Genomic DNA, 25,837 nt, shown 5'->3' with positions numbered 1-25,837 from the left:
AAAACAGTTTTAGTTAATCACTCGTTTCATCCACGTATTGCACAAACATGACTTTGTTTTTATTAAGATTTCAGAGGTTTGTTTGGTTATCGTTGAGCCATACAAAAATCACTTTGTTAGCTCAGACTTTGGTATTTGCGATTGAAATACACCAAATTAGTCGCGGCTTCGGCTAAGCCCACCGCCACCACTTCGCAAAAAAACACTTCGTGAGTGCCGACCGTATTGCGCGACGCAATGCGACAATCAAACACGGTAGCACTGGCGGTCAATGACGGAGCGCCAGTGACCATAGGCTGCCACTGGGTCTGGGCAAAGCGCTCGGCTTGACTGAGCTTACTGGCAAAGGTGCCAGAAACTTCGTCTTGCCCAGCCCCAAGCACATTGACACAAAGGTGTTCCGCCTGATCAAAGGCTGAATACACCGAAGAAGAACGGTTCAAACACACCAAAAGTGTCGGTGGCGTATCGGTCACACTGGTCACCGCCGTCGCGGTAAAGCCAACAGGTCCCCCGTCTGTCATGGTAGTGATCACGTTGACGGACGCCCCTAATCGAGACATCCCTTCACGAAACAGCTTGGAGACATCTTCTCCCTTTAGTGACGGATCAAATGCAAAAGCGTTTACAGCCGATTCCCTTTGGGCTGTGGTGGATTCTTTAAAATGTGGTTTTGAATAGGTTGCAGAATCAGACATATGGTCAGATCTCCTCTGAATCTAGATTTGCTTTATATAAGGACGGTGCAAGTGGCGCTTTGCTCATCTCAGTGGTCGTGAACAATTCTTCGCCCCTAACGCAAAGCATCGTAAAACGTTTCGAGTAGTTGATTAAAAGCCTCAGGCTCAGTCACATTGCAGCCGTGACCACCGTGCTCTAACAGATACAGACTTGAATGGGTCAAAGTCTTGTCCAGCTCCAAGGAGCAAGAATACGGCACCAGCAAATCGTCTTTGGTGGCCACTAGCCCAACCGGGCACGTCACAGATGGTAAAGACTGAGACACATCAAAGGCTTCAATGGCCGCGATCCGCGTCAGCAAGTTGTCTTCGCTAAAATCAGAAGACAGTAAATGGTCTAATTCGCGATCCAGCAGGGCCCGATTGGTTTTCATCCACTCTGATGGGTACAAAAACAACGGCTGGGCTTTGAGGTACATGGCCAAACCGGATTGCTTAAGAATGGACTGACGAATCTCAAAACAGCGTTTAGTGTGATCATCGGTTTTCGCCCAAGCATTGATCAGCAACAGACTCGCCACCTTCTCAGGGCTTTGAATCGCCAGTTGTAAGCCCATCAAGCCCCCCAAGGCATGACCTAGGATGTGGGCGCGTTCGGTTTCCGTCTGCGCCATGACGGTTTCAATCTCTGCCGCCATCTGAGCCATGTTGTAGCCTTCAGGCAAAGTGCCCATACTTTTCCCAGTGCCATAGTGATCATAAATAATGACCTTGAAGCGCTTCGCCAGCTCAGGCACTTGCGCCTGCCAATAATGGTGAGAACCACCCAGCCCCGAGGAGAGTAAAATCGCCTCGGAGTGAGCAGGATCACCATGGATTTCGTAATACATGGTCTTCCCTGCCTTGCTCTGGATTAGTCTTTGCCAACGTGAGCAATGGAAGCGATCTCAACCAGGGCCGCTTCTTTTACTAAGCCACATTGAATGCAGTAACGGGCAGGTTTTTCACCGGGAAAAAACTCCGCATAGACTTGGTTAATGGCAGCGTAATCGCCCCAGTCTTTGATCATAATCATGTTGAAGGTCACATCTGCCATGGTGCCTCCCGCTTCTTCCACCACGCCTTTGATGGTTTCCAAAACGTGTCGAGTTTGCGCACTGGCATCCCCCGGAAAAACCACGTTGTTATCACTATCAAACGGCAAGGTGCCCGACACATAAACAATGCCGTCCGCCATTGTCCCAGGGACAAAAGGTGCAATAGGTGTTCCGGTTCCTTTTGGCATTACAGTTTGCTTTGGCATACATGATTCCTTATTCAGAGAGAGCGTTACGGTAGTCTTCTAGGCTGGCAACCCAACCAAAAAACGTGCTGATGTTTTTAAGGGCGGCGTCATGGGCAGACTGAGGCCCAGCGGGATAGGTCGCATCGGACAGGGCGATACCAAAATATTCCAAGTGAAAACCATCACGCAGAGTCGACTCCACACAGACATTGGTAGCGATCCCCGTGAACACGAGATTACGAATCCCCCGCGCACGGAGCATGCTGTCTAGGTTAGTGTTAAAAAAGCCGCTGTAGCGGGTTTTCGGGATAATCCAATCCCCTTCCTGAGGTGTGAGTTCATCCACCAAGGCATAATCCCACCCGCCCTTTGCTAAGAATCGGCCTTCAAGTTCGGGCTTCTTACGCATGGTTTTTAAGGCATTAGACTTATGCCAGTTAGGAGAGCCTTCGCCCCCCGCTTCCACATATTTTGGGTCCCAGCCATTTTGCAAAAACACCACTTGGATGCCTGCTTTGCGGGACAACTCAATGGCCGTATTAATGTTTTTCACCACTGGTGCGGTGGCCGACACATCAAACCCCGCCAGATCCAAATAGCCCTCGATGGTGGTGTAGGCATTCTGCATATCCACCACGATCAAGGCCGTTTCGCTGGGCTTGATGGCAATGGCTTCCGGCTCAGCGTTAATCTGCTTGCTCGTATCCGCACCGGTATTTAAGGCGTACCCTGACATCATGCGGCGTACTCCCCTTCCACAGTCACGTGCTGGCGGGTTTTCATTAATGGCTGAATGCGCTCGCCAAAGGCCGTCACACCTTCAACAAAGTGATCAAAGGTCAACAACACACCGCCAGTCCCTTGCACTTCTGCCACTTCGTCCAGTAGCTTTGCTACGGTTTCGTAGGAGCCCACCAAGGTGCCCATATTGATATTGACCGCCGAAGTCGGATCAGACATTTGACGCACATTGGTATCAGAACCTGAGGTTTTGTCTTTGGCAGCCTGAACCCCCAACCACTCCAGTGCCTCGTCGTCTTTGCCTTCTTTATAGCTTTCCCACTTTGCGCGAGCCGCCTCATCGGTTTCATCAGCGATCACCATAAAGAGCACAAAAGCACTCACATCACGACCAGTCTTTTCGGTGGCACCTTTAAGACGATTTATCGCAGGCTCAAAGGCTTGTGGTGTGTTGACCCCTTTGCCAAAGATAAAGTTGTAGTCAGCAAATTTGGCCGAAAACGCCATGCCCGCATCACTGGAGCCGGCACAAATGATCTTCATTCTCTCCTGTGGCTGAGGACTGACTCGGCAGTCTTCCATGGTGAAATGATCCCCTTTGAAATCCGACTTGCCTTCGTCCCACAGGTCACGCAACACCTGAGCATACTCAGAGAGATAGTCATAACGGGAACCAAAAAACTCATCCCCTGGCCATAACCCCATTTGTGAGTACTCAGGTTTTTGCCAGCCAGTCACAAGGTTCACACCAAAGCGACCATGGGAAATGGAATCAATAGTGGACGCCATACGCGCCACAATCGCAGGGGGCAATGTTAGGGTCGCCGCGGTAGCGAAAAGTTTGATTTTAGAGGTGGCAGCAGCCAAACCCGCCATTAGGGTGAAAGACTCTAAGTTGTGATCCCAAAACTCTGTTTTACCACCAAATCCACGCAACTTAATCATGGATAAAGCGAAGTCCAGACCGTAGTGCTCAGCGCGCAAAACAATCTCTTTATTGAGATCAAATGTCGGCATGTACTGAGGTGCATTTTCAGAGATCAGCCAGCCATTATTTCCAATCGGGATAAAAACACCAATTTGCATAAAAACTCCTTTTATCTTTCAAAATATCTATCTGCTCACTTTTTGATCTATATCAAGAAAGATGCCAAAAAAGTTTTACTTATATTTAACAATCACTTAGCTAAAAACAGCCTAAAGTTTTCAGACCAATTGGTCTGTTTTGAACCATCTAGAATGGTGCAACCTTTTTTCATCATGCACTTAAATCGAACAAAAAGTGCACACAAAGACACACTTGACCATGACCAAACGTCATAAAATGGATTCAAAATCACACCTTTCTAAACAAGGAAATTTGAACGAAAACACGATGGAAGAGTGATCTAACTGAGAGACATGACTGACAAGGCAACCAAGTTAGTCACACATGCCCTAGCAAGTGGTACAATCTCAGCAACTGCTCTTGATGAATTAAAGAGTTCCCTGAAAGGACGTAGCGTTTTCAATGACAAAAACTGACATCTCTCTGAAAGACACCAAGGTTCAACCCCTAAAAAAGCCTCGTACCGAGACCGAACCAGGTGCCCGTAGACGTAAAAAGTTTGATGACAAAAGACAGTTTATTTTAGAAACGGCGTTATCCGTCTTCTCTACCTACGGCTTTCACGGAACGACCATTGAGCAAATCGCCAATACTGCGGACATCTCTAAAACCAACCTATTTTACTACTTCAGCAACAAAGAAGCCCTGTATCTCACCATCTTAGAGAACATCCTTAACGACTGGCTGAAGCCTATTGCCGTGTTTGAAGAAATGGACGACCCAGAAGAAGTCCTAAAAAACTACATTCGCCTGAAGCTAGAGCTGTCACGGGATCAACCGGAGGCGTCACGTCTGTTCTGCCTTGAGATCATCCAAGGGGCACCGATTCTCAAAGGCTATCTTGAAAACGAGCTAAAGAGCCTGTTGCAAGACAAAACCAAGGTCATCGAAAGCTGGATTAAAAAAGGCAAGATCAAACCCATTAGCCCGATCCAACTGATCTTCTTCATCTGGTCCACCACCCAGCACTTTGCCGACTTCAACGTGCAGGTCAAAGCCATCACAGGCAAAGACCTATCGAATAAGAAATTCTTCGAAGAAACCTGTACCTCGATCCAACAATTAATCATTGATGGATTAAAGCGTCCAAGGCTTTAGGTTGGCGACCTGACCACCTATTTCACTTTACCTATAAAATGAAACCTCACTATCCTAAGGATTATGGTTTCCATTTTTCTCTGTCATTAAAGGAATGTCATGAAAACCCCAAAAAGGCTGCAACCACTGATTGAAGACGGACTCATCGACGAAGTGATTAGCCAACTTATGAGCGGTAAAGAAGCCACCGTTTACATGGTCCGCTGTGGGTCTGACATCCGCTGTGCCAAGGTGTATAAAGAGGTTAACAAACGCAGCTTTAAACAAGCAGTGCAATACCGTGAAGGCCGTAAAGTGCGGAATAGCCGCCAAGCTCGCGCCATGGCAAAAGGCTCCAAATACGGTCGCGAAGAGCAAGAATCCCTCTGGCACAACGCCGAAGTCGATGCTCTATACAAGCTGGCCCAGGCGCACGTGCGGGTGCCTCAGCCCTATGGCTGCTTTGATGGGGTCTTGCTAATGGAGCTGATTACCGACGCAGACGGCGATGTAGCACCGCGCTTAAACGATGTGACGCTCACCCAAGAACAAGCCCTCGAACACCACACCCAGATCATCCGAGATGTGGTACGCATGCTGTGCGCTGGCTTGGTACACGGCGACCTATCGGAATTCAACGTACTTGTGGATCAAGATGGTCCCGTGATCATAGACCTGCCCCAAGCAGTGGATGCTGTCGCCAACAACCATGCTGAATGGATGCTAGAGCGTGACGTCAACAATATGCGGGATTACTACGGTCAATTCGCCCCAGAGCTGCTCACCACCCAATACGCCAAAGAGATATGGGACATCTACGAATCCGGCAAACTTAAACCAGATACCGAACTCACAGGTCATTTTGATGAGCCAACGGAAGCGGCGGATGTGGATGCCGTCTTGGTAGAGATTCAAGAAGCCTTTGAAGAAGAGCAAGCAAGGTTGAGACGCATAAAGGGAGACGAGGAAGATTGAGAGAGGTTGCGAGGGATTAAGAGAGATTGAGAGTTTCAGCTTGAGTTATCGTCTCAAGCTGAAAGTTATACTCGTCTGCTCCCGCTTGTTTTCTATTGAGCCGACTGAATCGCGGGAATGATATCTTCGCTCAACATACGATGCAGTGAGTCACGATACCCTGTGCGACCAGAAGGCAAATTTTCCTGAGACGTAATGGCCACGGTGAGCTCTAAGTCCGGCAATACATAAATCATCTGACCGCCATAGCCCCAACCATAATAGCCCTGCACGCCAGCAAAAGGCTGCATAAACCAGCCGTAACCATAGAGCCCACGATGAAAACGAGACTGAGTTCTTGGCGTCCAACTTTGCTCTATCCATTCTTCTGACAGTATCCGTTTACCGGCTTTTGTGACACCACCTCGACGGTACAACTCACCAAAGGCCAATAATGATGCGGGCGTCATGCCCACTTGATTACCGCCCATTGGAATCCCTTGGGGGTCAGTCTCCCAACTTTGTATTTGCACACCAGAATCTTGAAACCAGTCATTGGCGAGCTGATAAGTATGTCGCCCACTTTGTCCCATAATGATGGCCGATAGCACATGGGTATTCCCGGTGGAATATTGCATATTCCTGCCGACCTCCTCTACAAAAGGTCGGTTCAACACATTCTTCACCCAATTATCACTGGTGACCCAAGCACCATAATTACGACCAGACGTACGCTCCAATCCAGCTTGCATAGACAGCAAATGACCAATGGTAATCTCTTTTAAACGGGGATCAGGATCACTCGGAACCTGATCCGGCAGTAACGCCGCCACAGATTGATCCACACCATCCAGCACACCACGATCAATGGCAATGCCAACGATTGCTGACATCAAGGATTTTGAAGCCGACTTAATGTTTGTCACCGCCTCGATGTCCGCATTGTTATACGCCTTAGACCAAACACGCTCCCCCTGATAAGCCACTTGAATGGTTTCGATATTAGAAAAACTCTGGGCAGTTTTATCCATGGCACTGAAATCAATAGCGCTTGCCTGCGCCACACCCGCGGCCATAACAACAACCGATGCAAAGGAGCTAAGTACTAGTTTTCGAAGAATCGGGGATCTTGATAAAAGCATAAAAGATAAATCATCCGTTGAATGGAGTGAGTACTATTCTATTAAGAGACAAGTCATAGAATAAAAAGTGCCCTAGGGCTTTAGAATGATTGGGTTGAATGGGCGGTTAGCAAATAGAGATTTTTCTTGGCCTTGGTATCTTTTAGTACGCTGGTATTAATTGAGAGGCTCGCCCGACTATATAACCCCCAGCGGTTTGGCTTGTTAACTTTTTTGCTTGTAGAGATACCAATATTTATGGCTCCCGATTACAGGGACTAAGAAAAATAGTCCAGTCGCACTATCAACATAGTGCATCACCAACCCGTCAGCAGTTTTAGCAAATTCATAGGACCTCCAGTTTTTTGCAATGACGCCATCTCGGTTTACAAATTCACTGTTTTCTATGATGAGTGAACCTTTTTCGCAAAAAAAGTCTTTATCACTCTTAAATAAAGTAGAGTAGACTACTGCACCATTTTCAGAGTGAGCGGTAATACGCAAGCTTTCCTGTAACGGATCGAGAGTGAACTCAATAGAGTTGAGCTCTAGCACCTCTTTAGAAGATGGAATAATTAACCATGCCAAATTTAAACCGCTTTCGCCTTTGATGGTCGTTGCAATATTTTCATACGCCCCAGAAACGTCAGGACAAATATTGCTATTAGATTTAGGGAGCTTTGCCCATGCATCTGGAAACTCTTGATTTGAGTTTGACGCACACCCTGTTATCAGCAGTATTAATAAAATGAGTAAATACTTCATGCTTCCCTAAAAATCTAACATCTATGAACCGTCTGCTTTTTGCGAGCTGAATCGACCGATAAAAAGCGCGGCCCCAAGGCACGATCTAACCTTTTGGGCATCGCTTTCTTTTGCAGTGAAAAGCCAATTCCCCTTCGCTCTATTGTGTGATAATAAATGAAGAATCGGCTTTTTCAGCCGCTTACCCTTCTTGTTCAAAATGGGCGAAGACCTCTGCGCCTGTCATATTATGTGTTTCATTTTTAAATTCATAATATTCTGGCTTTTCATCAATAAATATTTGGTGAGTCAATACAAACGCTTCATCAGTTTGTAAAAGCCCAACAGGTATATGGTATTGATTGGCTGGTAGTAGATAATAAAACAGATGTGTACCACATTTATTGCAAAAGCCTCGCTCTGCCCACTCAGAAGATGAATACCTAGTAACGCTAGTTTCATCTGATATTTTAACAGAATCGGCACAATCGATAGCTAGCATAGGCCCGCCCATCCAGTTTCTACACATACTGCAATGACATACAGCGACTTCGCTGCTGGTGAACTCTACTTCTAAATCAACGGAACCACATAAGCACTTACCATGACCTTTCATAGATCCTCCGATATATTTTTATTGTGAGTGACACCTCACATCATCTAACACTCAATGCAGAGGCACGGATCGTTTTTTGACCCAAACTCTGGAATATAAGAATAGATTATCCACTTGAACTACTGGGGTCTGATGAAAAATAAATTTACCAGTATCAAGTGTACTTGTAGTTCAGGCGATTTGGCATCTAGGTAGCTGGTCTCGTCGCCGATGCAATCGCCTCCTACAAGTGCTTGAACCTTCTATTTTGCTTTTGAAGTTTCAAGGTTTGTCGAGCTGAAGCTCGACCTATAGCTAGGTAAGGTGAGCTTGAGTGACTAAAATAGGGTTAGTTTGGCGTAATGGGTTCAATCGTAAGTCGGCAGTTAAAAACGTTAAGTAGTTTAGTAATGGTTTCGAGTTTAGGGTTGGCGTTGTTGTTTAGCGATTTATACAAGCTTGCTCGGGTCACCCCAGCTTGCTTAGCAACATCTGTCATGCCTTTTGCTCTGGCCGCGATGGATAAGCAGTGTAACAAATGCTCACTTCCACCGTCATGGATCGCTTCTAATAAAAATGCTTGAATGTCTTGATCTGTTTCCAAGTAATCAGCGATATCTAGATTTGTGGTTTCTAGTTTCATTGTCTCAACCCTCTTCTAAAGCATTAAGTAATTGCTGAGCCTTTTTAATGTCACGGCTCTGGGTTGATTTATCACCTCCAGCCAGCAACACGATTAACTCATTATTTCGTTCTACGTAATATATTCTGTATCCGGGAGACTTAAAAAATCTCATCTCTTGAAGTGCTCCACCAACACTTGCAACGTCACCAAAGTGTCCTTCGCTTTCGACCTTAACCAGCCGGTTTAGAATTAAAGCTTTGCCACGTAGATCTTTTAAATTTCTCAGCCACTTATCAAAAGTTGCAGTCTTTCTAATCTTATACATCACTAACGAATCCATTCGTTTTATGCCTCCAATTGTATCCCAAAAGATACACTTTTCAACCTTAGTTTGCCCTTCTAAGCAAGAGTGAAAATTTCATTGTAATGACTGCAAGGTTTGTCGAGCTGAAGCTCGACCTACAGGTGTTGAGGTCGTTGGTATGGGCGGTTGATTGAGGGGCTAGATAATAAAAAGCCAAGCTAAATGCAGCTTGGCTTCTGTGAATTCTATCTTTTACAAGCGATTCGAGATTACGCGCGACCGTAGTCTACTGCTGCTTGAATACCGAAACGAGAGATGCCTAGGTCAGCAAGTTCGCGGTCGGTGTATGAGTTTAGTTCTTGGATCGCTTTCTCACGGTCAGACACTTTTTTGCTGGATGAGAAAGTTAGTAGGTTTACTAGGTTTGAAATCAGTTTAATCATTGTGAGCCTCACATATATCATTCAAGTAGAAATAACTTGATTCCAATTGTGCGTAGCTACGATCAGTAGAAGGGACACTGCAAGATTCGAGGTAATCTGTCTAAGGTTAGACTGTTATTTTTTTTAGAGGCTTATTCGATCTTGACCATTGGATGTGGTGATTTTACCACTCAATCAAGTAAGACAAATTTTAAAACAGTCTTTGCTAGGTGTCATCCTCGGTTTGATCAAATTCTCAGTTTTTTCATCTTGCATGGCGCAGGTCATTATCTAGGTCATAAACAGCTGTTATCAATTTGGAACCTAGTCTGCAGAGACTGCCACCAATGCAATCGACTCCTACAAGCTGGTGACTTCTGTTCGTTGTTGCAAGGTTTGTCGCGCTGTAGCTCGACCTACAGGTGAAGAGCGACGTCGCTAAAAATCTCTCCAAATCAATAACTAAACGATTGAGTAAAGAAAATTACATTTCACCCCTTGACGCTTGGCGTTTTCCCTATTAACTTTACCACATCGTTTAGTTATTAATTGTCACTACACTGCGTTAGTTCAGGAGTCATCCATGCAAAGCAATAATGGTTATTATGGTGAGTTCGGTGGGAGCTACATCCCCGAGATTCTTTATGCCAGCCAGCAGCAAATTCTTCATGCTTTTGAGGAAGCGAAGAATGATCCTGCGTTCATTGCGGAGCTTAAGGAGACTTGGCAGAACTATTCTGGTCGCCCAACGCCGTTAACGTTTTGTAAGAACTTAACAGAGCACTTTGGTGGCGCTCAGATCTACCTAAAGCGTGAAGACTTAAACCAGTCTGGCGCACACAAGATGAATAACGTGATTGGCCAAGCCCTGTTGGTTAAGCGCATGGGTAAGACCCGTGTGATCGCGGAAACCGGCGCGGGTCAGCACGGTGTCGCAACCGCTTTGATTGCCGCGCGACTAGGTCTGGAATGTACCATTTACATGGGTGCGAAAGACGTGAAACGTCAGTACCCGAACGTATTTTGGATGAAGCAATTGGGTGCGACGGTCGTGCCAGTTGCCGAAGGATCCGAAACCTTACGTGATGCGTTAGATGAGGCTCTACGAGACTGGTCTTCGAGCCATGAAGACAGCCATTACCTGATCGGCACCACCTGTGGGTGTGCCCCTTTCCCTGAGATGGTGGCTTACTTCCAATCTGTGATCGGTGAAGAGGTTAAAGAGCAAAGTGTCGCTCAGTTTGGCCAGTACCCAGAGCGTTTATACGCTTGTGTGGGAGGCGGTTCTAACGCCTGTGGTTTGTTCCTGCCTTTCTTGGACGAAGCCAAAGTAGAGATGGTCGGTGTTGAAGCCGGTGGTAAAGGTCTTGAGTTGGGTGAGCACTCGATTCGCTTGTCCAATGGTTTAGGTTCTAAAGGCATCGCCCAAGGGTTTGCGACCATGTTTTTGCAGGACGATAACGGTCAATTGCAAGACACCCATTCTATTGCTGCGGGCTTGGATTATGTGGGCGTGTCGCCGATCATTGCCCATTTGGCACAAGAAGGTCGTATTCAAATGACCTACGCCATGGACGATGAAGTGGTGGAAGCCTGTTCTCTACTATTGAAAAAAGAAGGCATTATTCCTGCGCTGGAATCTTCCCACGCATTAGCGGGTGCGTTTAAAGACGCGCCGAATTTGCCAAAAGAATCACGCATTGTGATCAACCTGTCAGGCCGTGGCGATAAAGACATCTTTAACGTTGCCAAAGCCTTGAATGATGAAGCCTTCCCTAACTTCTTGGAAGACTACTTGGTGGATTACAAAGAGCATCTAGCACAACAGGGAGACGCATAAGCATGAGTCAGTTAGCCCAATACATCGCTGCAAAACGCCAGCAAAAGCCTATTTTGTCCATGACTCACGTGGTTTACGGCTACCCTACGGTGAAAGACAGTTTGGAGTGGATGGCAACCTTGCTGGAAGCCGGTGCAGACTTTATCGAAGTGCAGTTTCCATTCTCTGATCCAGTGGCCGATGGCCCAACTATCGTGGCGGCTTGTCACGGTGCCTTACACGGACAAAACCTAACGGTTGAGCAGTGCTTGAAAGACATTGGTCAGCTTGGTCGGGACTTTCCAGAAAGCCGCATTGCTTTGATGAGCTATTTAAACCCTATGTACCGCTACGGTTTGGAAAAGCTGGTAAAACGCTGTGCTGAAGAGAACATTCTAGGGTTGATCTTGCCAGATCTTCCATACGAGCAAGCAAATGAGCTACGTGGTTACTGCGATGCCAACGGTATTGACCCTGTCTGGTTGGTAACACCCGTGACGCCAAAAGATCGCTTAGCCTTTTTAGCAAGCGAAGCCCGTGGCTTTTTGTACTGTGTGGCTCGCTCTGGTGTGACTGGCAATTCCAAGCACAACGGTGAGAAACAACAGTCCTTAGACGAATACCTAGCGGAAATCGGCGCTCACAGCAACGCACCGATTGGTGTGGGCTTTGGTATCCGTGAACGCGCCCATGTGGATGCCCTAAAAGGCAAAGCTGACGTGGCTATCATAGGTTCTGCCCTGCTGGACGCCTACAACAAAGGCGGTAAAGTAGAAGGTTTGAAGCTATTTAACGCTCTGTTTGCTGAATAATCTCTACCCATCACGTTAGGCAACGCTCCTATCTAGTTGCCTAACGTTCCTGCTCTAAACAGGTTTCTATCAGCCAACTCTCTAGCGCTAACACTCGCGGGTCGGGTGTCATTCTGTCGAGGCTCAATACCTGATAACAGTGGCCTGTAGGCACCATTCCCCAAGGGGCTATTAGAAACCCTTCTTCCAAATCTTTTTGAACAACCGGTAACGAGCCGATGGCCATACCTAAGCCACTTTGTGCAGCCTGCAAAGCATAGAAAAAATGATCAAAATGTCGATCCTGTTGGCGGTCTAAGATAGAAGCCTCCTGCTCACCATCAAATACCATCTCTTGGCTCTGTTGTGCTAACCAGTCTTTCCAGGCGGCGGGGCGAGTTCTGCTATGAAGCCTCGCTCCCAGCTGCCAATGCCCTCCTAAGGCATCGAAGTAGGCTTGGGTACACACAGGACCTGCCCGCTCCTCAGCAAATGGGGTCACCCGATAGTCATTTGGGATACCAAAGTCAGAGCGACGAATGGCCACATCGCACCCAGCGGCGAGCAGATCAATGGGGCCCCCAGCCATCCGCACGTCTACGTTAAGCTCAGGATGCAAACGGTAAAAGTCCCCCAACTTTGGCATTAACCAGCGCATAGCCAAAGTCGGTTCACAGGAAATGGTAAAAAAGGGCGAATCCACCGAATGCCGATGGATTTTTTCCACGGCCTCATCCAACCCGGCCAAGCTGTCTCGGGTCGCCTTGTAAAGCAACTCCCCTGCAGGGGTGAGTACCACCCGTCGATTACGACGATGAAACAAGGGCACCCCCAGATGTGCCTCCAAGGAAGCTACCGCACGGCTTACCGCCCCATGGGTCACATGAAGGCTCTGGGCTGCCTTAGAAAAGCTTTCGTAAAAGGCCGCCGCTTCAAACAATGGCAAGGCATTGAGAGAAGGCAACAAGTGCTTACTGTGACTTTTATTCACACAAATTCCTATTAAATCTCGATATTCATGAGACCAAATCTACCCCATGATGGATTTACTCACAAATCAATCCGCCGTTGTCGGCACTGTATAGGAATTAAATATGTACCAGCTTCCCTTCGAATGGCTCAGCGTCATCCTCATTACCTGCTTAGCCGTGATCAGCCCAGGGCCAGATTTTGCGATGGTGTCTAAGATTGCAATCAGTAAAGGACGCCGGTCAGGCATACTCTGTGCCTTGGGAATTGGCGCAGGGGTTACCCTACACCTGACTTACACGTTACTTGGGTTTGGAATATTGCTGAGCAGCCAAGGCTGGTTGGTTCAAAGCATAAAATTGATCGGGGCTGGGTATCTGATTTGGCTGGGGCTACAGAGTTTTTGGCCTGATATTCAGGCGCGCATTCGGCCCTCTAAAACAGACACAAATGAACCAACACAGGTCGAGAATGGCCGAGCACTGGGATCAGAGCATCCCCCATTTATGACCGGCTTTATCTGTAATGCCCTCAATCCTAAAACCATGCTGTTTATCGTGGCGTTATACAGCCAGGTGGTCTCACCAGATACTGGCATGGCAACAGAACTTGGTTATGGTGCCTTTATCGCAGCAGCCCATGTGATTTGGTTTGCTTTAATCGCTAGCTTGTTTACTGGAGAGCATTTTAAACAACATCTAGCGCGATTTAAGCGGGTAATTGAGCGTTGCTGTGGCGGTGTCATGATTTTATTTGGCATCAAGATGCTCGCTTAGCCCCATCCAGAAATACTTGAACCAAGCCAATAAGTGCTAAAACTAAAACCTATTATTGGCTTGGTTGATGAATCAGGTTATCCCCAGACTTTTTGACCATCTATCCAAGTGGCCTCAACAAAGAAGTCATCCGTCAGGGCCACTAGGCTCCCCCGATAACCCACTTTGATACGCCCAAACTCTTTATCAATGCCGAGAAATTCCGCCGGACGTAATGAGGCCATCTGCAGTGCTTCTGCTTCGGTTCGACCGATCAAGGAGACGGTATTTCTCACCGCGGTGGCCATATCCAAATCCGACCCAGCCAAGGTGCCATCTTCTGTGGTGACTCTGCCGTTACTGCGGAGAACTTTCTTACCCAGAAAAGCCATTTCTTTTTCATCTGAACCGACACTTTGAATGGCATCAGTCACTAGTAACATGTGCTCACAGCCTTTCGCTGCGATCGCCACACGCATGGTAGCAGGATGCACATGATGCCCATCGGCAATCAATCCACACCAAGTTGGCTTGTCCGTTTGTAACGCTGCTCCCACCACCCCAGGTTCGCGGCTCACCAGCGGAGTCATGGCGTTAAACAAGTGGGTGAAGCCTTTTGCTCCGCTTTCCACCGCCTGCCGAGCTTGATCATAGGTCGCTGCAGAGTGACCAATACAGACAATCGCCCCCTCGGCTGTTAACCATTCGATAAAGTCTTCCGGCACTTGCTCCGGCGCCAAGGTCACCATTAATTTACTCAGTCGACACACATCTAATAAATCGGCGAGTTTCCCTTCGGTGGGTTTGCGCAACTTGGATTCGTTATGCACCCCTTTGCGCACCGGATTCAAGTAAGGACCTTCATAATGAAGACCAAGAATTCCCCCCATGTTTTCGGTCAGTGCTTGGCATACGGTTTGGTGTGCCTGAGACATGATTTCATAGTCATCGGAGATCAAGGTCGGCATCATAGCCACTGTGCCATATTGAGCATGCACTTCTACCATGCGCTGAAGTGCGGCAAGGGTTGGCGTATGGTTAAACAAAGCGCCACCACCGCCATTAACATGTACATCAATAAATCCAGGTGCCAGCACATCTACTGATTGTGCATCCGCTGACGGCACTTCCACTGTCATGATGGACTCAATCACATTGCCAGATAAGGTCACTTGCTGATTTGTCAGCCAGCTTTCCCCATCAAATAAGCGTTTGGCGAATACTTTACTCATATTGAGCTCCTCCCAATTTGAGACTGAGCCATACGAATTGCACCTGTCATGGCGTCACCTTTGGGCTGACAGAGATAGTTTAAAAAGCGCTCCGGCAAATACCCAACGATGGCCTCGGATACCCCACCCACTAAGGCAACTTGTTTTGCCCCTTTTGCGATTAAGGTGTCCAGATACTGGCTCACCCACGCCACTTGTTGGTCGATGATTTTTAAAGCGACTGGATCTTGTTGCTTTCCATACTCAAACACCTTGATGGCGAAGGCACCATAGTCTTTTGGCAGAGGCGATTGGTTTTGAAATTGCACATATTGCACAGGTGAGAATTCAAAATCTTCGTTAATGGCATTAGTAAAATCCGATGTGGGTGACAGGCCATCTAACGCCGCAAGGGAATGTTCCAAGGCCAACAGACCAATGCGAGCACCGCTACCCTGATCAGACAAAGGAAAGCCCCAGCCACCCACAATCGTAAACGTCTTATTTTGATGAACGACGCCACAACTTCCTGTCCCAAGAATCAGTAAGCCGCCGTCTTCTCCATCAAAGGCTCCCAAACAGGCCGCATGGGCATCGGTGAGCAAATAGGTCGCACCAAACGGTGAGTCTTGGGATAGGATCAATTCTTGCTCGACAGGTTGATTAGCTCCCGCCAGACCTAAACCGAGGCGGATATTGGCGAACTCACTGGTATCAATATTTGCGAGGCGACAGGCTTCCAAGCAGGCTGATTGAATATTTTGCCATGCGGCATCAATACCAATTCGAGGATTGCCAGACCCTGATATGGCTTCCCCAAGGGTCTGACCTTCTGAATTGACTAGGCGAGCACGGCAATAGGTTCCGCCACCATCCACACCAATATATAGGCTCGTCATCGCTTTTTATCCTTCATTCTTTGTATCTGTATGGGGGTGACCAGAAACCAATAGCAGTCGCTGTTTTTCACACCATAAATAGTAATCTTTTAAGGCTAATTCACTGGCCGCGTCTTCATCTAACACTATGGTGGCGCGTTCATGCTGCTGTAGCACAGACGCTGGACACATGGAGGACAGCGGACCTTCGACCATAGCTTTTACTGCATCCGCCTTGCCCTTGCCTGTGGCCATCAACAGGACAGCTTTGGCTTGTAAAATAGTACCAATTCCCATGGTCAGTGCCAGATGAGGCTGAAACTCATCATCGGAAAAGAAGCGTTTATTCGCCTCTACCGTGGATTTAGACAGGGTTTTAATACGTGTACGAGAGGCAAAGCTGGACGTTGGCTCATTAAAACCAATATGACCATTTACACCTATTCCTAAAATTTGTAGGTCAATCCCCCCTGCTTGCTGAATGGCCAATTCATATGCCTTCGCACTGTGCTCAAGCGCCTTTACATCAGTAGCCTCAGCTAAAGGAACATGGGTATTAGTACGCTCGATATCGATCTGCTCGAATAAATGATGGTCCATAAAAGCCCGATAGCTTTGGTTGTGGGTATCAGGAATACCAATGTATTCATCAAGATTGAAAGACACACACCCTTTAAATGACAGGGCATTAGCCTGATAACGAGCCACTAATTCTTGATAAAGGGCAATCGGCGTTGATCCCGTAGCTAAGCCCAATACGGGATTGCCATGGGTGTTTACCACATCCGCGACACGGTCAGCAGCGTAATGCGCCACATCATCAGCGGTTGGGAGAATAATTATTTGCATGGAAAACCTCTCCTTAATTAACACCAATATAGAACCAATTAAGACCAAAGGTCAAAATATTTTCCACAAATTAACCATATTTGTTTGCCTGAAAGAAAAATTGGTGCTAGCTTCTAAAAATCAATAATACCTAAAAAATACCAATATGCGTATTTTTACTAATAAAAAACAAAGCCAAGAGAACCACAAACAATCGGAGAGTAACCATGTTCAACGTTCGTTCCGTTTTACCCGTGTCCAAGCTCACCTGTGTCACAGCCCTAGTGCTAAGCAGCATTGGTGCTACCCAAGCAGCCGACACACTGTCAATCGAAAGTTGGCGTAGCGACGACGCTAATATCTGGAATGATGTCATCATCCCTGCGTTCAATAAGAGCCACCCTGATATCAAGGTGACTTTTGCACCAACCCCGCCAACGGAATACAACTCGGCATTGCAAGCTAAGTTAAAAGCGGGATCTGCTGGTGACCTGATTACCTGTCGCCCATTCGATACGTCACTGGAGCTATACAAGCAAGGCTATCTCACCAACCTTGATGGCTTAGAAGGTCTAAAAGATTTTTCTGATGTGGCAAAAAGTGCGTGGGTAACAGACGATGGTAAAGACCAATTCTGTTTACCTGTGGCATCAGTTATTCACGGTTACGTGTACAACAAAGAAATTTTCGAAGAGTTGGATCTGACGCCACCAAAAACCCGTGCAGAGTTCTTCAAAGTGCTCGACACCATTAAGAGTGAGAGCCGCTACACACCATTGGCAATGGGTACTGCAGACCAATGGGAAGCGGCCACCATGGGCTTTCAGAACATTGGACCAAATTACTGGAAAGGTGAAGCAGGTCGTAAAGCCTTGTTGACCGGCGAAGCCAAGCTAACAGATGCGCCTTATGTAGACACCTGGAAAGAGTTAGCTCAATGGAAGCCGTACTTGGGACGTGGTTTTGAAGCACAAAAATACTCCGACTCCCAAAACCTATTTACCCTAGGTCGTGCAGCGATTTACCCTGCTGGCTCATGGGATATCCAAACCTTTAACACTCAAGCGGATTTTGAGTTTGGCGCTTTCCCACCACCAGTTCCAAAAGCGGGTGACACCTGTTACATCAGTGACCACACTGACATGGGTATCGGCATTAATGCTGGCTCAGACAACCAAGCAGCTGCCAAGGTGTTCTTAAACTGGATGGCAAGCAAAGAGTTTGCAACGCTATATGCCAATGCTGTTCCGGGATTTTTTCCGCTTTCAAACACATCAGTTGAGCTAAAAGACCCCGTTGCACAAGAGTTTTTGAGCTGGCGTAACCAGTGTGAATCCACTATTCGTAACTCTTACCAAATCTTGTCTCGTGGTACGCCAAACCTTGAAAACCAGCTTTGGAATGTGAGTGCTCAGGTAATTAACGGCACTATGACACCAGAACAAGCTGCCAAAGAAACACAGGATGGCTTAGAACAGTGGTACGAGCCTCAGCAATAAACTAACCCACCCTGTCACCCTCCCTCTAAGGATAACTACTCCTCTCCCCTGTTAAGGGGGAGGTTGGGAGGGGGTCAATATGCATTACAATTCGAGATACGTTATGACTTCATCCAACCAACATGACGAGAAGAAGCCGTTTCCTTGGCACTTGGTGTTTTTCCTTGGACCCGGCTTGCTCATCTACGTCGTTTTTAGTGTATACCCACTGCTCGATACCCTATTTTTAAGCTTATATGATGAGCAAAACGGACAGAGCAGCTTTGTTGGTCTACAAAACTTTATTACGCTGATCACGGATGAAACTTGGTCACAGGCGTTTTGGAATGCCTTGGTCAACAACTTCAAGTTTTTTGCGATTCACATGTTGCTGCAAAACCCCATCGGCCTGATATTGGCGGTTTTATTAAGTTCACCTAAGCTGCGTTTATCCAGCACCTACCGCACGCTCATTTTTATGCCAACCATGTTGTCTGTGGTCATCGTAGGCTTTGTCTGGCAGCTACTGCTAAGCCCTCTTTGGGGCATTTCAGAAAATTTCCTTTACGATATTGGCCTTGGGCACTACTTCGATGCATGGCTAGGTAAAGAAGGCAGCGCCTTGATTACCCTAGGCTTTATCTCTGTATGGCAGTTCGTAGGCATTCCTATGATGCTGATCTATGCCACCTTACTGAATATTCCAGACGATATTATCGATGCGAGTGTGGTGGATGGCGCAAACTCTTTCCAGACCTTCTGGCACATTAAGCTGCCGCTGATTTTACCCACCATTGCTATGGTTTCGATCCTAACGTTTGTGGCGAACTTTAACGCGTTCGAGCTGATCTATGCGGTAAAAGGCGCCCTTGCTGGACCAAACTTCTCCACCGATCTGATGGGCACCTTCTTTTACCGAACCTTCTTCGGTTTCCAGTTGCAACAGGGTAGCGCCTCCATGGGTGCCGCGGTGGCCACACTGATGTTCTTAATCATTCTGGTCGGAGTCATGTTGTTCCTGTTCTTTATCCAACGTCGCATTCAGCGATTCCAGTTCTGAGGACGTTTTTATGAATTTGATTAATCGCTTTATGCCCTCGAACGGATACCGCCAACTACCCAAGAGTGTCACCGTACATGCTGTGCTATTGGCGTACACGGTCATCGCTCTGTTCCCTATTCTGGTGGTGGTGATTAACTCCTTTAAGGAGCGCCGGGCAATCTTCCGTGACCCATTGGGTTTGCCGACCCAAGATTCATTTACCTTGATCGGTTTTGAGCAGGTGTTACAGCGTTCCGATTTTGGTTTGTATTCTTGGAATAGCTTGGTGGTGACCCTTATTGCGGTGGGCTTGGTGCTATTACTGGGTGCTATGGCTGCTTGGGCGCTGACAGAATATAAATTCAAAGGTAATTTGTTCATCACCTTCTTATTCGCCATGGGCATCATGATCCCGATTCGCTTAGGTACTGTCAGTATTTTGGGCTTAATGGTGAATCTAAACTTGGTCAACACCTTAACGGCTCTGGTGCTGGTGTATATCGCGCAAGGCTTGCCCTTGGCGGTGTACATCTTATCAGAGTTTGTGCGCACCATTCCTAAGGAACTCACGGAAGCAGCCCGCTGTGATTCGGTCAGTGAGTACAAAATATTCTTCTGCATTATTTTGCCTTTGCTGAAACCAGCTATGGCAACAGTGGCCGTCTTCACCATGATCCCGATTTGGAATGACCTATGGTTCCCACTGATTTTAGCGCCAGGGGAATCTACTCGTACCATCACCTTGGGCGTACAGCAGTTTGTTGGTCAATACGTGACTGACTGGAACTCTGTTTTGTCGGCGTTGACCATGGCGATCGTCCCTGTACTGATCCTATACACCATTTTTTCAAGACAATTGATCCGCGGTTTAACCAGCGGTGCGGTCAAGTAACCCCTCGAAACTGACCGCCGGAGAACTATTTTATGGCTAGTGTAAAACTGAATAATATTAAAAAGCGCTTTGGTAACGTTGACGTGCTCCATGGCATTGATTTGGATATCAAAGATGGCGAGTTTGTTGTACTGATCGGTGAGTCCGGCTGTGGTAAGTCCACCCTATTGCGCCTGCTGTCCGGTCTTGAAGACATTTCAGAAGGTGATTTATACATTGATGACGAGCGTGTTAATGGTCGATCACCTGCGAAACGTGGCATTGCAATGGTGTTTCAATCTTACGCCTTGTACCCCCACATGAACGTGTTCAAAAACATGGCATTTGGACTCAAAATTGCCGGCAAAGACAAACACCAAGTGAGTGAAAAAGTCATTGAAGCCGCCAAGAAACTTAAAATCGATCATCTATTAGACCGCTTACCTCGGGAGCTGTCTGGTGGTCAGCGCCAACGGGTTGCCATTGGTCGCGCCATTGTGCGTGATCCTAAGGTGTTTCTGTTTGATGAGCCTCTGTCGAACTTAGATGCGTCACTGCGTGTACAGACCCGCGTAGAGCTAGGCAAGCTGCATCAAGAGCTAAAAGCGACGGTTATTTACGTGACCCACGACCAAGTGGAAGCCATGACCTTAGGAGACAAAATCGTGGTAATGAATCAAGGTCGTGTGGAGCAAGTGGGCGCCCCCTTGGATCTTTACCATCACCCTAAGACACAATTTGTTGCTGGCTTTATTGGGTCACCAAAAATGAACTTTCTGACTGCAAAAGTCCATCATGCAGACCCAGAAGATACCCAGCTTGTGTTAGAATCTGGCCGTATTATTCACGCCTCCATCGACAGTTCAGCACTGCAAAAAGGCGACTCTGTTCAAATTGGTCTACGCCCTGAACACATGTCTTTGGACTGTAGTGACAACCGTTTTGAAGGCACGGTTACCTTACTCGAACATCTTGGTGAATTGTCTTATTTGTATGTGGATATTGGCCAAGAAGGAGAGTTAGTGCTGAAGGTAGATGGTGATAACCATCATCAAGCGGGCGACCGCATTCAGTTTGGTATCAAGCCAACCCATTTGTACCTCTTCGATAAAGATGGCAAAGCGTTAAACAGAGTCAATGCACATCTGTCTCCTGCGACCCCCTTGTAGAGAGACCCATGGGCATCCCAGTTTTACTACGGATATTGTGTCCGTTTAGGAATTAACATGAGCCGAAATCGGGTAAACGAGCTATTTGGTGAAGCAGACGCCTTGAGAGAAAAAGGAATTCCTCTCTATATGCAGGTTAAAAAAGCGATTCAAGCTTCTATTTCTGCTGGTCGCTTATTAAGCGGAGACACCCTCCCACCGGAAAGGGACTTGGCTAAATATTTAGACGTTTCACGGGTAACCGTTCGTCGTGCCATTGATGAGCTAGTGAAGGAAGATGTGCTTACCCAGCGCCAAGGGGCTGGCACCTTCGTTAGCGAACGGGTTGAGCAACCACTCAACCATCTCCGCAGCTTCACCGAAGTCATGATGGCCCGTGGTAAAGAAATCACCTCCAAGTGGTTAGATCGATCCCTAGGAATGCCCCATGAAGATGAGTGTAAAGCGTTACAGTTGTCGCCGGAGCAAGAGGTAGTGCGCTTTTATCGCCTGCGCTATGCGGATGGTAAACCCATGGCATTGGAGCTGGCCACCATTCCAAGCAGCTATATTGTAAACCCCTTCGCAATGGAAGGCTCATTATATGACCTACTGGAAAAGCAAGGCTGTCGCCCTGTACGAGCCTTTCAGCGCTTACGAGCAGTCAGTATCGATGCCCAAAGAGCCAATTTATTGGATATCCCTGAACTGAGCGCCGTACTCTACATTGAGCGTACCGCAGTCACACAAGATGGTACGCCCATTGAGTTTACTCGCTCATGGTTCCCTGGGGATTCCTATGACTTCGTGGCAGAAATCCACAATACTGTTTGAATCAACAAAAAGCCCCATCGGGATGACCCAATGGGGCTTTTTCATATCTGACTCTTTCCAATAGATTACACGAAGTAGTAAGCCAATAACGCGCCACAAACCGCCATGAAAATGGTTTCACCAATCAGCAAAACCAATGGCGCCATGCCCACTTCTTTTAGTTTGTTGAGCTGGGTACGCATACCAATGGCAGCAATCGCAAACACCAAACACCAGCGGGATAGATCCGCCAAGATGTCCACTACAAGGGGTGGAATCCAGCCCATAGTATTCATGATCACTAACGCAATAAACACCAGTAGAAAGGGAGGAATGGGGAATTTTTGGCCATTGCCCTGCCCTTGGCTTTTGCGGGCAAACATCAGTGCCAACACAAACACGATAGGCGCTAACATGGCTACCCGAAACAGCTTTACCACAGTGGCATTGTCACCGGCATAATCGGAAACACCGTAGCCAGCCCCCACCACTTGCGCCACATCATGAATGGTAGAACCTAGAAAGAAGCCCGTTTGACGCTCGTCTAGCCCCAGCCAGTTGGCAAACATAGGGTAAACGATCATGGCGGTGGTGCTCATGGCGGTGATGCCAACAATGGTAAACACCACAGAACGGTTGGTATTTTGATTTTTTGGCAGTACGGCGGCCACGGCAGCCGTGGCAGATGCGCCACAAATGGCCACGGCGCAGCCCGCTAACAAGCCCATGTTTTCTGGCAGTTTCAACAGACGGCCAGCCACCACGCCGATAATAATCACGGTTAAAATCAAGGCTGCCGTCAGCAGTAAAATCGGCCAGCCAAAGTCCGTTAAGGAACTTATGGTGATACGTGCTCCGAGCAAGGCCACCCCAATGCGTAATAGTGTTGTCGCGCTGAACTCTAGTCCTTGGCCGGTTTTTTCCGAGTCGGACATAAAGTTAAAGCTCATACCCAGTAGTAATGCCATCAGCATCACAGGCGCACCATAGTGCTCACTTAGGAAGGCCGCAGACAGCCCCATAACCATGGCAAGCATGATTCCGGGAACATTAGGCGCAAAGGTTTTCATTGGGTTGAACATGACGTACCCATATCTGTTAAATCAGTTGTAAGAGAGAAAAGAGGCGGAGAATTCCGCCCCTTTGATCGGAGTCGCCCTAAGGCTTATTTCAAATCCGCGTCGTATTCCGCTTGGATTTTTTGTTCCGCTTCTTTGGCAGCATCGTTAAGTAGGTTGTACCACTTTTCACCGTCTTGGATGTTTTCTTGGAACCAAGTGTAAACAGGCTTAGCTGCGTCTGCGAACTGCTCTTTTTCTTCTGGAGAAGGCACATACAGTTCACCACCGGCTTTACCAAAGGCTTCATACGCAGCAATCGACTTACGCTTAGGCGACGCGAAGGTGGCCTGTTGCAACGCAGAGAAACCATCGACCACCACACGGCGTAACTCTTCTGGCATGTCCATAAACACATCGTTGTTCATGTACCAAAGGGCTGACATGTACGCGTGGCCATCAAGGGTAACGTATTTCAAGCCCGCATCAGTGAACTTCATGCCCATGATGTCGGTGATGCCGTTTTTAGAGCCTTCAACCACACCTGTTTGGAACGACGTGAACAAGTCACCCCATGGAATCGGTGTTGGGCTAGCACCTAATGAACGCACTAGCTCCTGGGGTAGATCAGATACAACAGTACGAATTTTCAACCCATCGAGGTCTTCTGGGGTTTTTACCGTATGTTGGGTATTGGCAAAGTTACGCCAGCCACCTGTGTTGCCAATCGTCATCAGGCGAACCGTATCCCCTGAATCTTCTAGGATTTGCGCACGCAGTTCACGGGTAAAGTCGCCTGTGAACACCTCTTCTGCAACTCGGTCGTCACGCAAGACATAAGGCAGATCCAACACTTGTACATAAGGGTACATAGCGGAGGCACCGCCAGAAGTTGAAATGTAGATGTCTACAGATCCGTATTCCACTGCTTCCAGACACTCTACGCCATTGCCACAAAGCTGAGTCCCCATGTAGATGTCCACGGCAATTTTGCCGTTTGAATGGGATTCTACAAAGTCTTTAAAGACCACTAGGCCATCATAGTCTTCATCGTTCTCGTTGGAGTTTGCTACGGCGCGCAGATTAAAATCCGCTGCTTGAGCTAGGCCACTTAACATGACTCCAGCACCGATTAACGTCGCGGCAACAACACTGTTTATTTTTGTTTTCGTGAACATGTAACAGTCCTCTTTAATGGTTTTGCTTTGCGTTTGTGCCTATCCAGCCACCAACCCGAGCATTCGCGGTAAGGTCATGGATAGAGATGGGAAAAAGGTCACTAGGAAGATCACCAAGACTTCCACTGCCAAGAACGGCAGGATCGCTTTGGAAATGGTTTCGATACGCTCACCAGACACACTGGATGCTACGAACAAGACCAAGCCCATGGGCGGTGTGGCCAACCCGACGGTGAGGTTGACACTCATAATGATGGCGAAATGTACTGGGTCGATGCCCAAATTAATAAAGATTGGCCCTAAGATAGGTCCCAAGATAATGATCGCTGGACCTGCATCTAAGAACATCCCTACTATGAACAATAATAGGTTAATCAAGAACAACAGCATCAGCGGGTTTTCACTGATGGTCAGCACCCAATCCGCGAGGATCTCAGCACTGTGAGACAAACTCACTACTGTTTTAAAGGCAATGGCAGAACCAACTAATAACAGCACCACAGCAGAAGCTTGCGCACCTTTGATAAAGATATCAGGCAGGTCGCGCAATTTTACGGTTTTCATCACCCACACACTGATGATTAAGGCGTAAGCCGTGGCAATGGCTGATGCTTCCGTCGGCGTGAAGATACCACCGATAATGCCACCTAAAATGATCACTGGAGCAAACAGCGGGAAGATAGCGTTACGGGTAGCGGTGCCACGCTGTTTCCAAGTGGACTTAGGCCCAGCCACAGGGAAGTCGTATTTTTTTGCCATTAAGGCGATCATCACCATCAAGCCAGCACCAATCATAACGCCAGGGACAATGCCCGCAGCAAACAGAGCCGCCACGGATACTTCCATGGTGTAAGCGTAAATGATCATGATGCCTGACGGCGGAATGATCGGGCCGATGACAGAAGACGCTGCCGTGATCGCCGTAGCGAATTTACGGCTGTAGCCATTTTTTTCCATGGCGGGAATCATCATAGAACCAATCGCGGAGGTATCCGCCACAGCAGAGCCTGACAAGCCAGCAAACAACATACTAGACAGTACGTTCACATGGGCCAAACCGCCTCGCACATGACCAATAAAGGCTTGTGAAAACTGCACCAAATTCATGGTGATACCGCCTCGGTTCATCAGCTCACCGGCCAGCATAAAAAATGGGATCGCCATCAGCGGAAAAGAGTCAATGCCGTTATAGATGTTGCGAAACAACAGGGAGATATCACGCTCCATGCCTGTCACATAAAGCATGGCACCCGGTGCCGCCAACATGGCGAAAAACACGGGCATCCCGATTAACAGCAAGACTAAAAATAAAGGTAAAAACAGAGCTAACATACTGTACGTC

Annotated in this window: 28 protein-coding genes; 10 read left to right on the top strand and 18 right to left on the bottom strand. The window is 47.6% G+C overall.

The features are described from left to right. Positions 1-116: 116 nt before the first annotated feature. From ACFQ45_RS03650 to rutA, 5 genes are all read right to left on the bottom strand, one after another. A complete protein-coding gene (locus ACFQ45_RS03650) occupies positions 117-698 on the bottom strand; it encodes a flavin reductase (RefSeq protein WP_377365437.1) in 582 nt (193 codons plus the stop codon). Between the two features lie 95 nt (positions 699-793). Further along, a complete protein-coding gene (gene rutD, locus ACFQ45_RS03645) occupies positions 794-1,570 on the bottom strand; it encodes a pyrimidine utilization protein D (RefSeq protein WP_377365436.1) in 777 nt (258 codons plus the stop codon). Positions 1,571-1,593: 23 nt separating this feature from the next. Beyond that, positions 1,594-1,983, bottom strand: coding sequence for a pyrimidine utilization protein C (gene rutC, locus ACFQ45_RS03640; RefSeq protein ID WP_377365435.1), 390 nt, complete (start codon positions 1,981-1,983; stop codon positions 1,594-1,596). Positions 1,984-1,993: 10 nt separating this feature from the next. Beyond that, the gene (rutB, locus tag ACFQ45_RS03635) at positions 1,994-2,704 is read right to left on the bottom strand and encodes a pyrimidine utilization protein B (RefSeq protein WP_377365434.1); all 711 of its coding nucleotides are present in this window, start codon (positions 2,702-2,704) and stop codon (positions 1,994-1,996) included. After that, entirely contained in the window at positions 2,701-3,792 is a 1,092-nt protein-coding gene (gene rutA, locus ACFQ45_RS03630) for a pyrimidine utilization protein A (RefSeq protein ID WP_377365433.1), read from the bottom strand. Before rutA ends, rutB begins: the two co-directional genes overlap by 4 nt. Positions 3,793-4,216: 424 nt before the next feature. On the opposite strand from rutA, the gene rutR reads away from it, so the two are divergent. Both rutR and ACFQ45_RS03620 read left to right on the top strand, forming a co-directional pair. Beyond that, complete coding sequence (gene rutR, locus ACFQ45_RS03625) at positions 4,217-4,912, top strand: HTH-type transcriptional regulator RutR (protein WP_377365431.1); 696 nt, start codon at positions 4,217-4,219, stop codon at positions 4,910-4,912. A gap of 99 nt (positions 4,913-5,011) precedes the next feature. Next, positions 5,012-5,866 (top strand): PA4780 family RIO1-like protein kinase, encoded by an 855-nt coding sequence (locus tag ACFQ45_RS03620; protein ID WP_377365430.1) that lies wholly within the window; start codon positions 5,012-5,014, stop codon positions 5,864-5,866. A gap of 92 nt (positions 5,867-5,958) precedes the next feature. Here the strand turns inward: ACFQ45_RS03620 and ACFQ45_RS03615 are convergent, their stop codons facing one another. The 6 genes from ACFQ45_RS03615 to ACFQ45_RS03590 all read right to left on the bottom strand — a co-directional run bounded on the left by ACFQ45_RS03615 (position 5,959) and on the right by ACFQ45_RS03590 (position 9,677). Further along, positions 5,959-6,987 (bottom strand): serine hydrolase domain-containing protein, encoded by a 1,029-nt coding sequence (locus ACFQ45_RS03615; RefSeq protein WP_377365428.1) that lies wholly within the window; start codon positions 6,985-6,987, stop codon positions 5,959-5,961. A 204-nt stretch (positions 6,988-7,191) separates the two neighbouring features. Further along, positions 7,192-7,731, bottom strand: a complete 540-nt coding sequence (locus ACFQ45_RS03610) for a hypothetical protein (RefSeq protein ID WP_377365426.1) — start codon at positions 7,729-7,731, stop codon at positions 7,192-7,194. A gap of 181 nt (positions 7,732-7,912) precedes the next feature. Continuing rightward, on the bottom strand, positions 7,913-8,326 hold the full coding sequence (locus tag ACFQ45_RS03605; protein ID WP_377365424.1) for a GFA family protein: 414 nt from the start codon (positions 8,324-8,326) through the stop codon (positions 7,913-7,915). Positions 8,327-8,654: 328 nt separating this feature from the next. Continuing rightward, the gene (locus ACFQ45_RS03600; RefSeq protein ID WP_377365422.1) at positions 8,655-8,948 is read right to left on the bottom strand and encodes an addiction module antidote protein; all 294 of its coding nucleotides are present in this window, start codon (positions 8,946-8,948) and stop codon (positions 8,655-8,657) included. A 4-nt stretch (positions 8,949-8,952) separates the two neighbouring features. Continuing rightward, the gene (locus ACFQ45_RS03595) at positions 8,953-9,270 is read right to left on the bottom strand and encodes a type II toxin-antitoxin system RelE/ParE family toxin (protein WP_377365420.1); all 318 of its coding nucleotides are present in this window, start codon (positions 9,268-9,270) and stop codon (positions 8,953-8,955) included. 233 nt (positions 9,271-9,503) lie between these two features. Then, positions 9,504-9,677 carry a DUF1127 domain-containing protein gene (locus ACFQ45_RS03590; RefSeq protein WP_377365418.1) on the bottom strand — a complete coding sequence of 58 codons (174 nt, stop codon included), beginning with the start codon at positions 9,675-9,677 and terminating at the stop codon, positions 9,504-9,506. 562 nt (positions 9,678-10,239) lie between these two features. Here ACFQ45_RS03590 and trpB point away from each other — a divergent pair. Together trpB and trpA are read left to right on the top strand one after the other, a co-directional pair. Then, the gene (trpB, locus tag ACFQ45_RS03585) at positions 10,240-11,496 is read left to right on the top strand and encodes a tryptophan synthase subunit beta (protein WP_377365416.1); all 1,257 of its coding nucleotides are present in this window, start codon (positions 10,240-10,242) and stop codon (positions 11,494-11,496) included. A gap of 2 nt (positions 11,497-11,498) precedes the next feature. Then, complete coding sequence (gene trpA / locus ACFQ45_RS03580) at positions 11,499-12,287, top strand: tryptophan synthase subunit alpha (protein ID WP_377365414.1); 789 nt, start codon at positions 11,499-11,501, stop codon at positions 12,285-12,287. A gap of 40 nt (positions 12,288-12,327) precedes the next feature. Here the strand turns inward: trpA and ACFQ45_RS03575 are convergent, their stop codons facing one another. Further along, on the bottom strand, positions 12,328-13,257 hold the full coding sequence (locus tag ACFQ45_RS03575; protein ID WP_377365412.1) for a LysR family transcriptional regulator: 930 nt from the start codon (positions 13,255-13,257) through the stop codon (positions 12,328-12,330). A 103-nt stretch (positions 13,258-13,360) separates the two neighbouring features. Between ACFQ45_RS03575 and ACFQ45_RS03570 the strand changes: the two genes are divergently transcribed. Next, positions 13,361-14,011 (top strand): LysE family translocator, encoded by a 651-nt coding sequence (locus ACFQ45_RS03570; protein WP_377365410.1) that lies wholly within the window; start codon positions 13,361-13,363, stop codon positions 14,009-14,011. A gap of 77 nt (positions 14,012-14,088) precedes the next feature. On the opposite strand, the gene nagA is transcribed toward ACFQ45_RS03570, so the two are convergent. From nagA to nagB, 3 genes are read right to left on the bottom strand one after another with little or no spacing between them, the layout of a single operon-like run. Continuing rightward, positions 14,089-15,222: an N-acetylglucosamine-6-phosphate deacetylase gene (nagA, locus tag ACFQ45_RS03565; RefSeq protein WP_377365408.1), complete on the bottom strand. Its 1,134-nt coding sequence runs from the start codon at positions 15,220-15,222 to the stop codon at positions 14,089-14,091. After that, positions 15,219-16,100 carry a BadF/BadG/BcrA/BcrD ATPase family protein gene (locus ACFQ45_RS03560; protein ID WP_377365406.1) on the bottom strand — a complete coding sequence of 294 codons (882 nt, stop codon included), beginning with the start codon at positions 16,098-16,100 and terminating at the stop codon, positions 15,219-15,221. The genes nagA and ACFQ45_RS03560 overlap by 4 nt, the downstream gene beginning before the upstream one ends. A 6-nt stretch (positions 16,101-16,106) precedes the next feature. Then, positions 16,107-16,928 (bottom strand): glucosamine-6-phosphate deaminase, encoded by an 822-nt coding sequence (gene nagB / locus ACFQ45_RS03555; RefSeq protein WP_377365404.1) that lies wholly within the window; start codon positions 16,926-16,928, stop codon positions 16,107-16,109. A 206-nt stretch (positions 16,929-17,134) separates the two neighbouring features. On the opposite strand from nagB, the gene ACFQ45_RS03550 reads away from it, so the two are divergent. From ACFQ45_RS03550 to ACFQ45_RS03530, 5 genes are all read left to right on the top strand, one after another. After that, positions 17,135-18,406 carry an ABC transporter substrate-binding protein gene (locus ACFQ45_RS03550; protein WP_377365402.1) on the top strand — a complete coding sequence of 424 codons (1,272 nt, stop codon included), beginning with the start codon at positions 17,135-17,137 and terminating at the stop codon, positions 18,404-18,406. A 103-nt stretch (positions 18,407-18,509) separates the two neighbouring features. Continuing rightward, positions 18,510-19,445: a carbohydrate ABC transporter permease gene (locus ACFQ45_RS03545; protein WP_377365400.1), complete on the top strand. Its 936-nt coding sequence runs from the start codon at positions 18,510-18,512 to the stop codon at positions 19,443-19,445. Positions 19,446-19,455: 10 nt separating this feature from the next. After that, positions 19,456-20,319 (top strand): carbohydrate ABC transporter permease, encoded by an 864-nt coding sequence (locus ACFQ45_RS03540; protein ID WP_377365398.1) that lies wholly within the window; start codon positions 19,456-19,458, stop codon positions 20,317-20,319. Between the two features lie 32 nt (positions 20,320-20,351). Further along, positions 20,352-21,467 carry an ABC transporter ATP-binding protein gene (locus ACFQ45_RS03535; protein ID WP_377365396.1) on the top strand — a complete coding sequence of 372 codons (1,116 nt, stop codon included), beginning with the start codon at positions 20,352-20,354 and terminating at the stop codon, positions 21,465-21,467. A 57-nt stretch (positions 21,468-21,524) separates the two neighbouring features. Further along, positions 21,525-22,280 (top strand): GntR family transcriptional regulator, encoded by a 756-nt coding sequence (locus ACFQ45_RS03530; protein WP_377365394.1) that lies wholly within the window; start codon positions 21,525-21,527, stop codon positions 22,278-22,280. Between the two features lie 65 nt (positions 22,281-22,345). On the opposite strand, the gene ACFQ45_RS03525 is transcribed toward ACFQ45_RS03530, so the two are convergent. From ACFQ45_RS03525 to ACFQ45_RS03515, 3 genes are all read right to left on the bottom strand, one after another. Then, positions 22,346-23,341: a YeiH family protein gene (locus ACFQ45_RS03525; protein ID WP_377365392.1), complete on the bottom strand. Its 996-nt coding sequence runs from the start codon at positions 23,339-23,341 to the stop codon at positions 22,346-22,348. An 83-nt stretch (positions 23,342-23,424) separates the two neighbouring features. After that, positions 23,425-24,495 (bottom strand): TRAP transporter substrate-binding protein, encoded by a 1,071-nt coding sequence (locus ACFQ45_RS03520; protein ID WP_377365390.1) that lies wholly within the window; start codon positions 24,493-24,495, stop codon positions 23,425-23,427. A gap of 39 nt (positions 24,496-24,534) precedes the next feature. Then, positions 24,535-25,827, bottom strand: a complete 1,293-nt coding sequence (locus ACFQ45_RS03515) for a TRAP transporter large permease (protein ID WP_377365388.1) — start codon at positions 25,825-25,827, stop codon at positions 24,535-24,537. Positions 25,828-25,837: the final 10 nt, after the last annotated feature.

The sequence above is a fragment of the Rhodanobacter aciditrophus genome, assembly GCF_042679525.1.
Classification (GTDB): domain Bacteria; phylum Pseudomonadota; class Gammaproteobacteria; order Pseudomonadales; family Marinomonadaceae; genus Marinomonas; species Marinomonas aciditrophus.
This window is presented reverse-complemented; position numbering and strand designations above follow the sequence as displayed.

Coding starts and splice junctions, on each gene's coding strand:
- ACFQ45_RS03550 (WP_377365402.1), top strand. CDS start 17,135: ATGTTCAACGTTCGTTCCGTTTTACCCGTGTCCAAGCTCACCTGTGTC.
- ACFQ45_RS03590 (WP_377365418.1), bottom strand. CDS start 9,677: ATGATTAAACTGATTTCAAACCTAGTAAACCTACTAACTTTCTCATCC.
- nagA (WP_377365408.1), bottom strand. CDS start 15,222: ATGAGTAAAGTATTCGCCAAACGCTTATTTGATGGGGAAAGCTGGCTG.
- ACFQ45_RS03540 (WP_377365398.1), top strand. CDS start 19,456: ATGAATTTGATTAATCGCTTTATGCCCTCGAACGGATACCGCCAACTA.
- ACFQ45_RS03615 (WP_377365428.1), bottom strand. CDS start 6,987: ATGCTTTTATCAAGATCCCCGATTCTTCGAAAACTAGTACTTAGCTCC.
- ACFQ45_RS03600 (WP_377365422.1), bottom strand. CDS start 8,948: ATGAAACTAGAAACCACAAATCTAGATATCGCTGATTACTTGGAAACA.
- ACFQ45_RS03560 (WP_377365406.1), bottom strand. CDS start 16,100: ATGACGAGCCTATATATTGGTGTGGATGGTGGCGGAACCTATTGCCGT.
- ACFQ45_RS03530 (WP_377365394.1), top strand. CDS start 21,525: ATGAGCCGAAATCGGGTAAACGAGCTATTTGGTGAAGCAGACGCCTTG.
- ACFQ45_RS03545 (WP_377365400.1), top strand. CDS start 18,510: ATGACTTCATCCAACCAACATGACGAGAAGAAGCCGTTTCCTTGGCAC.
- rutR (WP_377365431.1), top strand. CDS start 4,217: ATGACAAAAACTGACATCTCTCTGAAAGACACCAAGGTTCAACCCCTA.
- ACFQ45_RS03595 (WP_377365420.1), bottom strand. CDS start 9,270: ATGGATTCGTTAGTGATGTATAAGATTAGAAAGACTGCAACTTTTGAT.
- rutC (WP_377365435.1), bottom strand. CDS start 1,983: ATGCCAAAGCAAACTGTAATGCCAAAAGGAACCGGAACACCTATTGCA.
- rutB (WP_377365434.1), bottom strand. CDS start 2,704: ATGATGTCAGGGTACGCCTTAAATACCGGTGCGGATACGAGCAAGCAG.
- ACFQ45_RS03620 (WP_377365430.1), top strand. CDS start 5,012: ATGAAAACCCCAAAAAGGCTGCAACCACTGATTGAAGACGGACTCATC.
- ACFQ45_RS03610 (WP_377365426.1), bottom strand. CDS start 7,731: ATGAAGTATTTACTCATTTTATTAATACTGCTGATAACAGGGTGTGCG.
- ACFQ45_RS03570 (WP_377365410.1), top strand. CDS start 13,361: ATGTACCAGCTTCCCTTCGAATGGCTCAGCGTCATCCTCATTACCTGC.
- trpB (WP_377365416.1), top strand. CDS start 10,240: ATGCAAAGCAATAATGGTTATTATGGTGAGTTCGGTGGGAGCTACATC.
- ACFQ45_RS03515 (WP_377365388.1), bottom strand. CDS start 25,827: ATGTTAGCTCTGTTTTTACCTTTATTTTTAGTCTTGCTGTTAATCGGG.
- ACFQ45_RS03525 (WP_377365392.1), bottom strand. CDS start 23,341: ATGTTCAACCCAATGAAAACCTTTGCGCCTAATGTTCCCGGAATCATG.
- ACFQ45_RS03520 (WP_377365390.1), bottom strand. CDS start 24,495: ATGTTCACGAAAACAAAAATAAACAGTGTTGTTGCCGCGACGTTAATC.
- trpA (WP_377365414.1), top strand. CDS start 11,499: ATGAGTCAGTTAGCCCAATACATCGCTGCAAAACGCCAGCAAAAGCCT.
- rutD (WP_377365436.1), bottom strand. CDS start 1,570: ATGTATTACGAAATCCATGGTGATCCTGCTCACTCCGAGGCGATTTTA.
- ACFQ45_RS03650 (WP_377365437.1), bottom strand. CDS start 698: ATGTCTGATTCTGCAACCTATTCAAAACCACATTTTAAAGAATCCACC.
- ACFQ45_RS03535 (WP_377365396.1), top strand. CDS start 20,352: ATGGCTAGTGTAAAACTGAATAATATTAAAAAGCGCTTTGGTAACGTT.
- nagB (WP_377365404.1), bottom strand. CDS start 16,928: ATGCAAATAATTATTCTCCCAACCGCTGATGATGTGGCGCATTACGCT.
- rutA (WP_377365433.1), bottom strand. CDS start 3,792: ATGCAAATTGGTGTTTTTATCCCGATTGGAAATAATGGCTGGCTGATC.
- ACFQ45_RS03605 (WP_377365424.1), bottom strand. CDS start 8,326: ATGAAAGGTCATGGTAAGTGCTTATGTGGTTCCGTTGATTTAGAAGTA.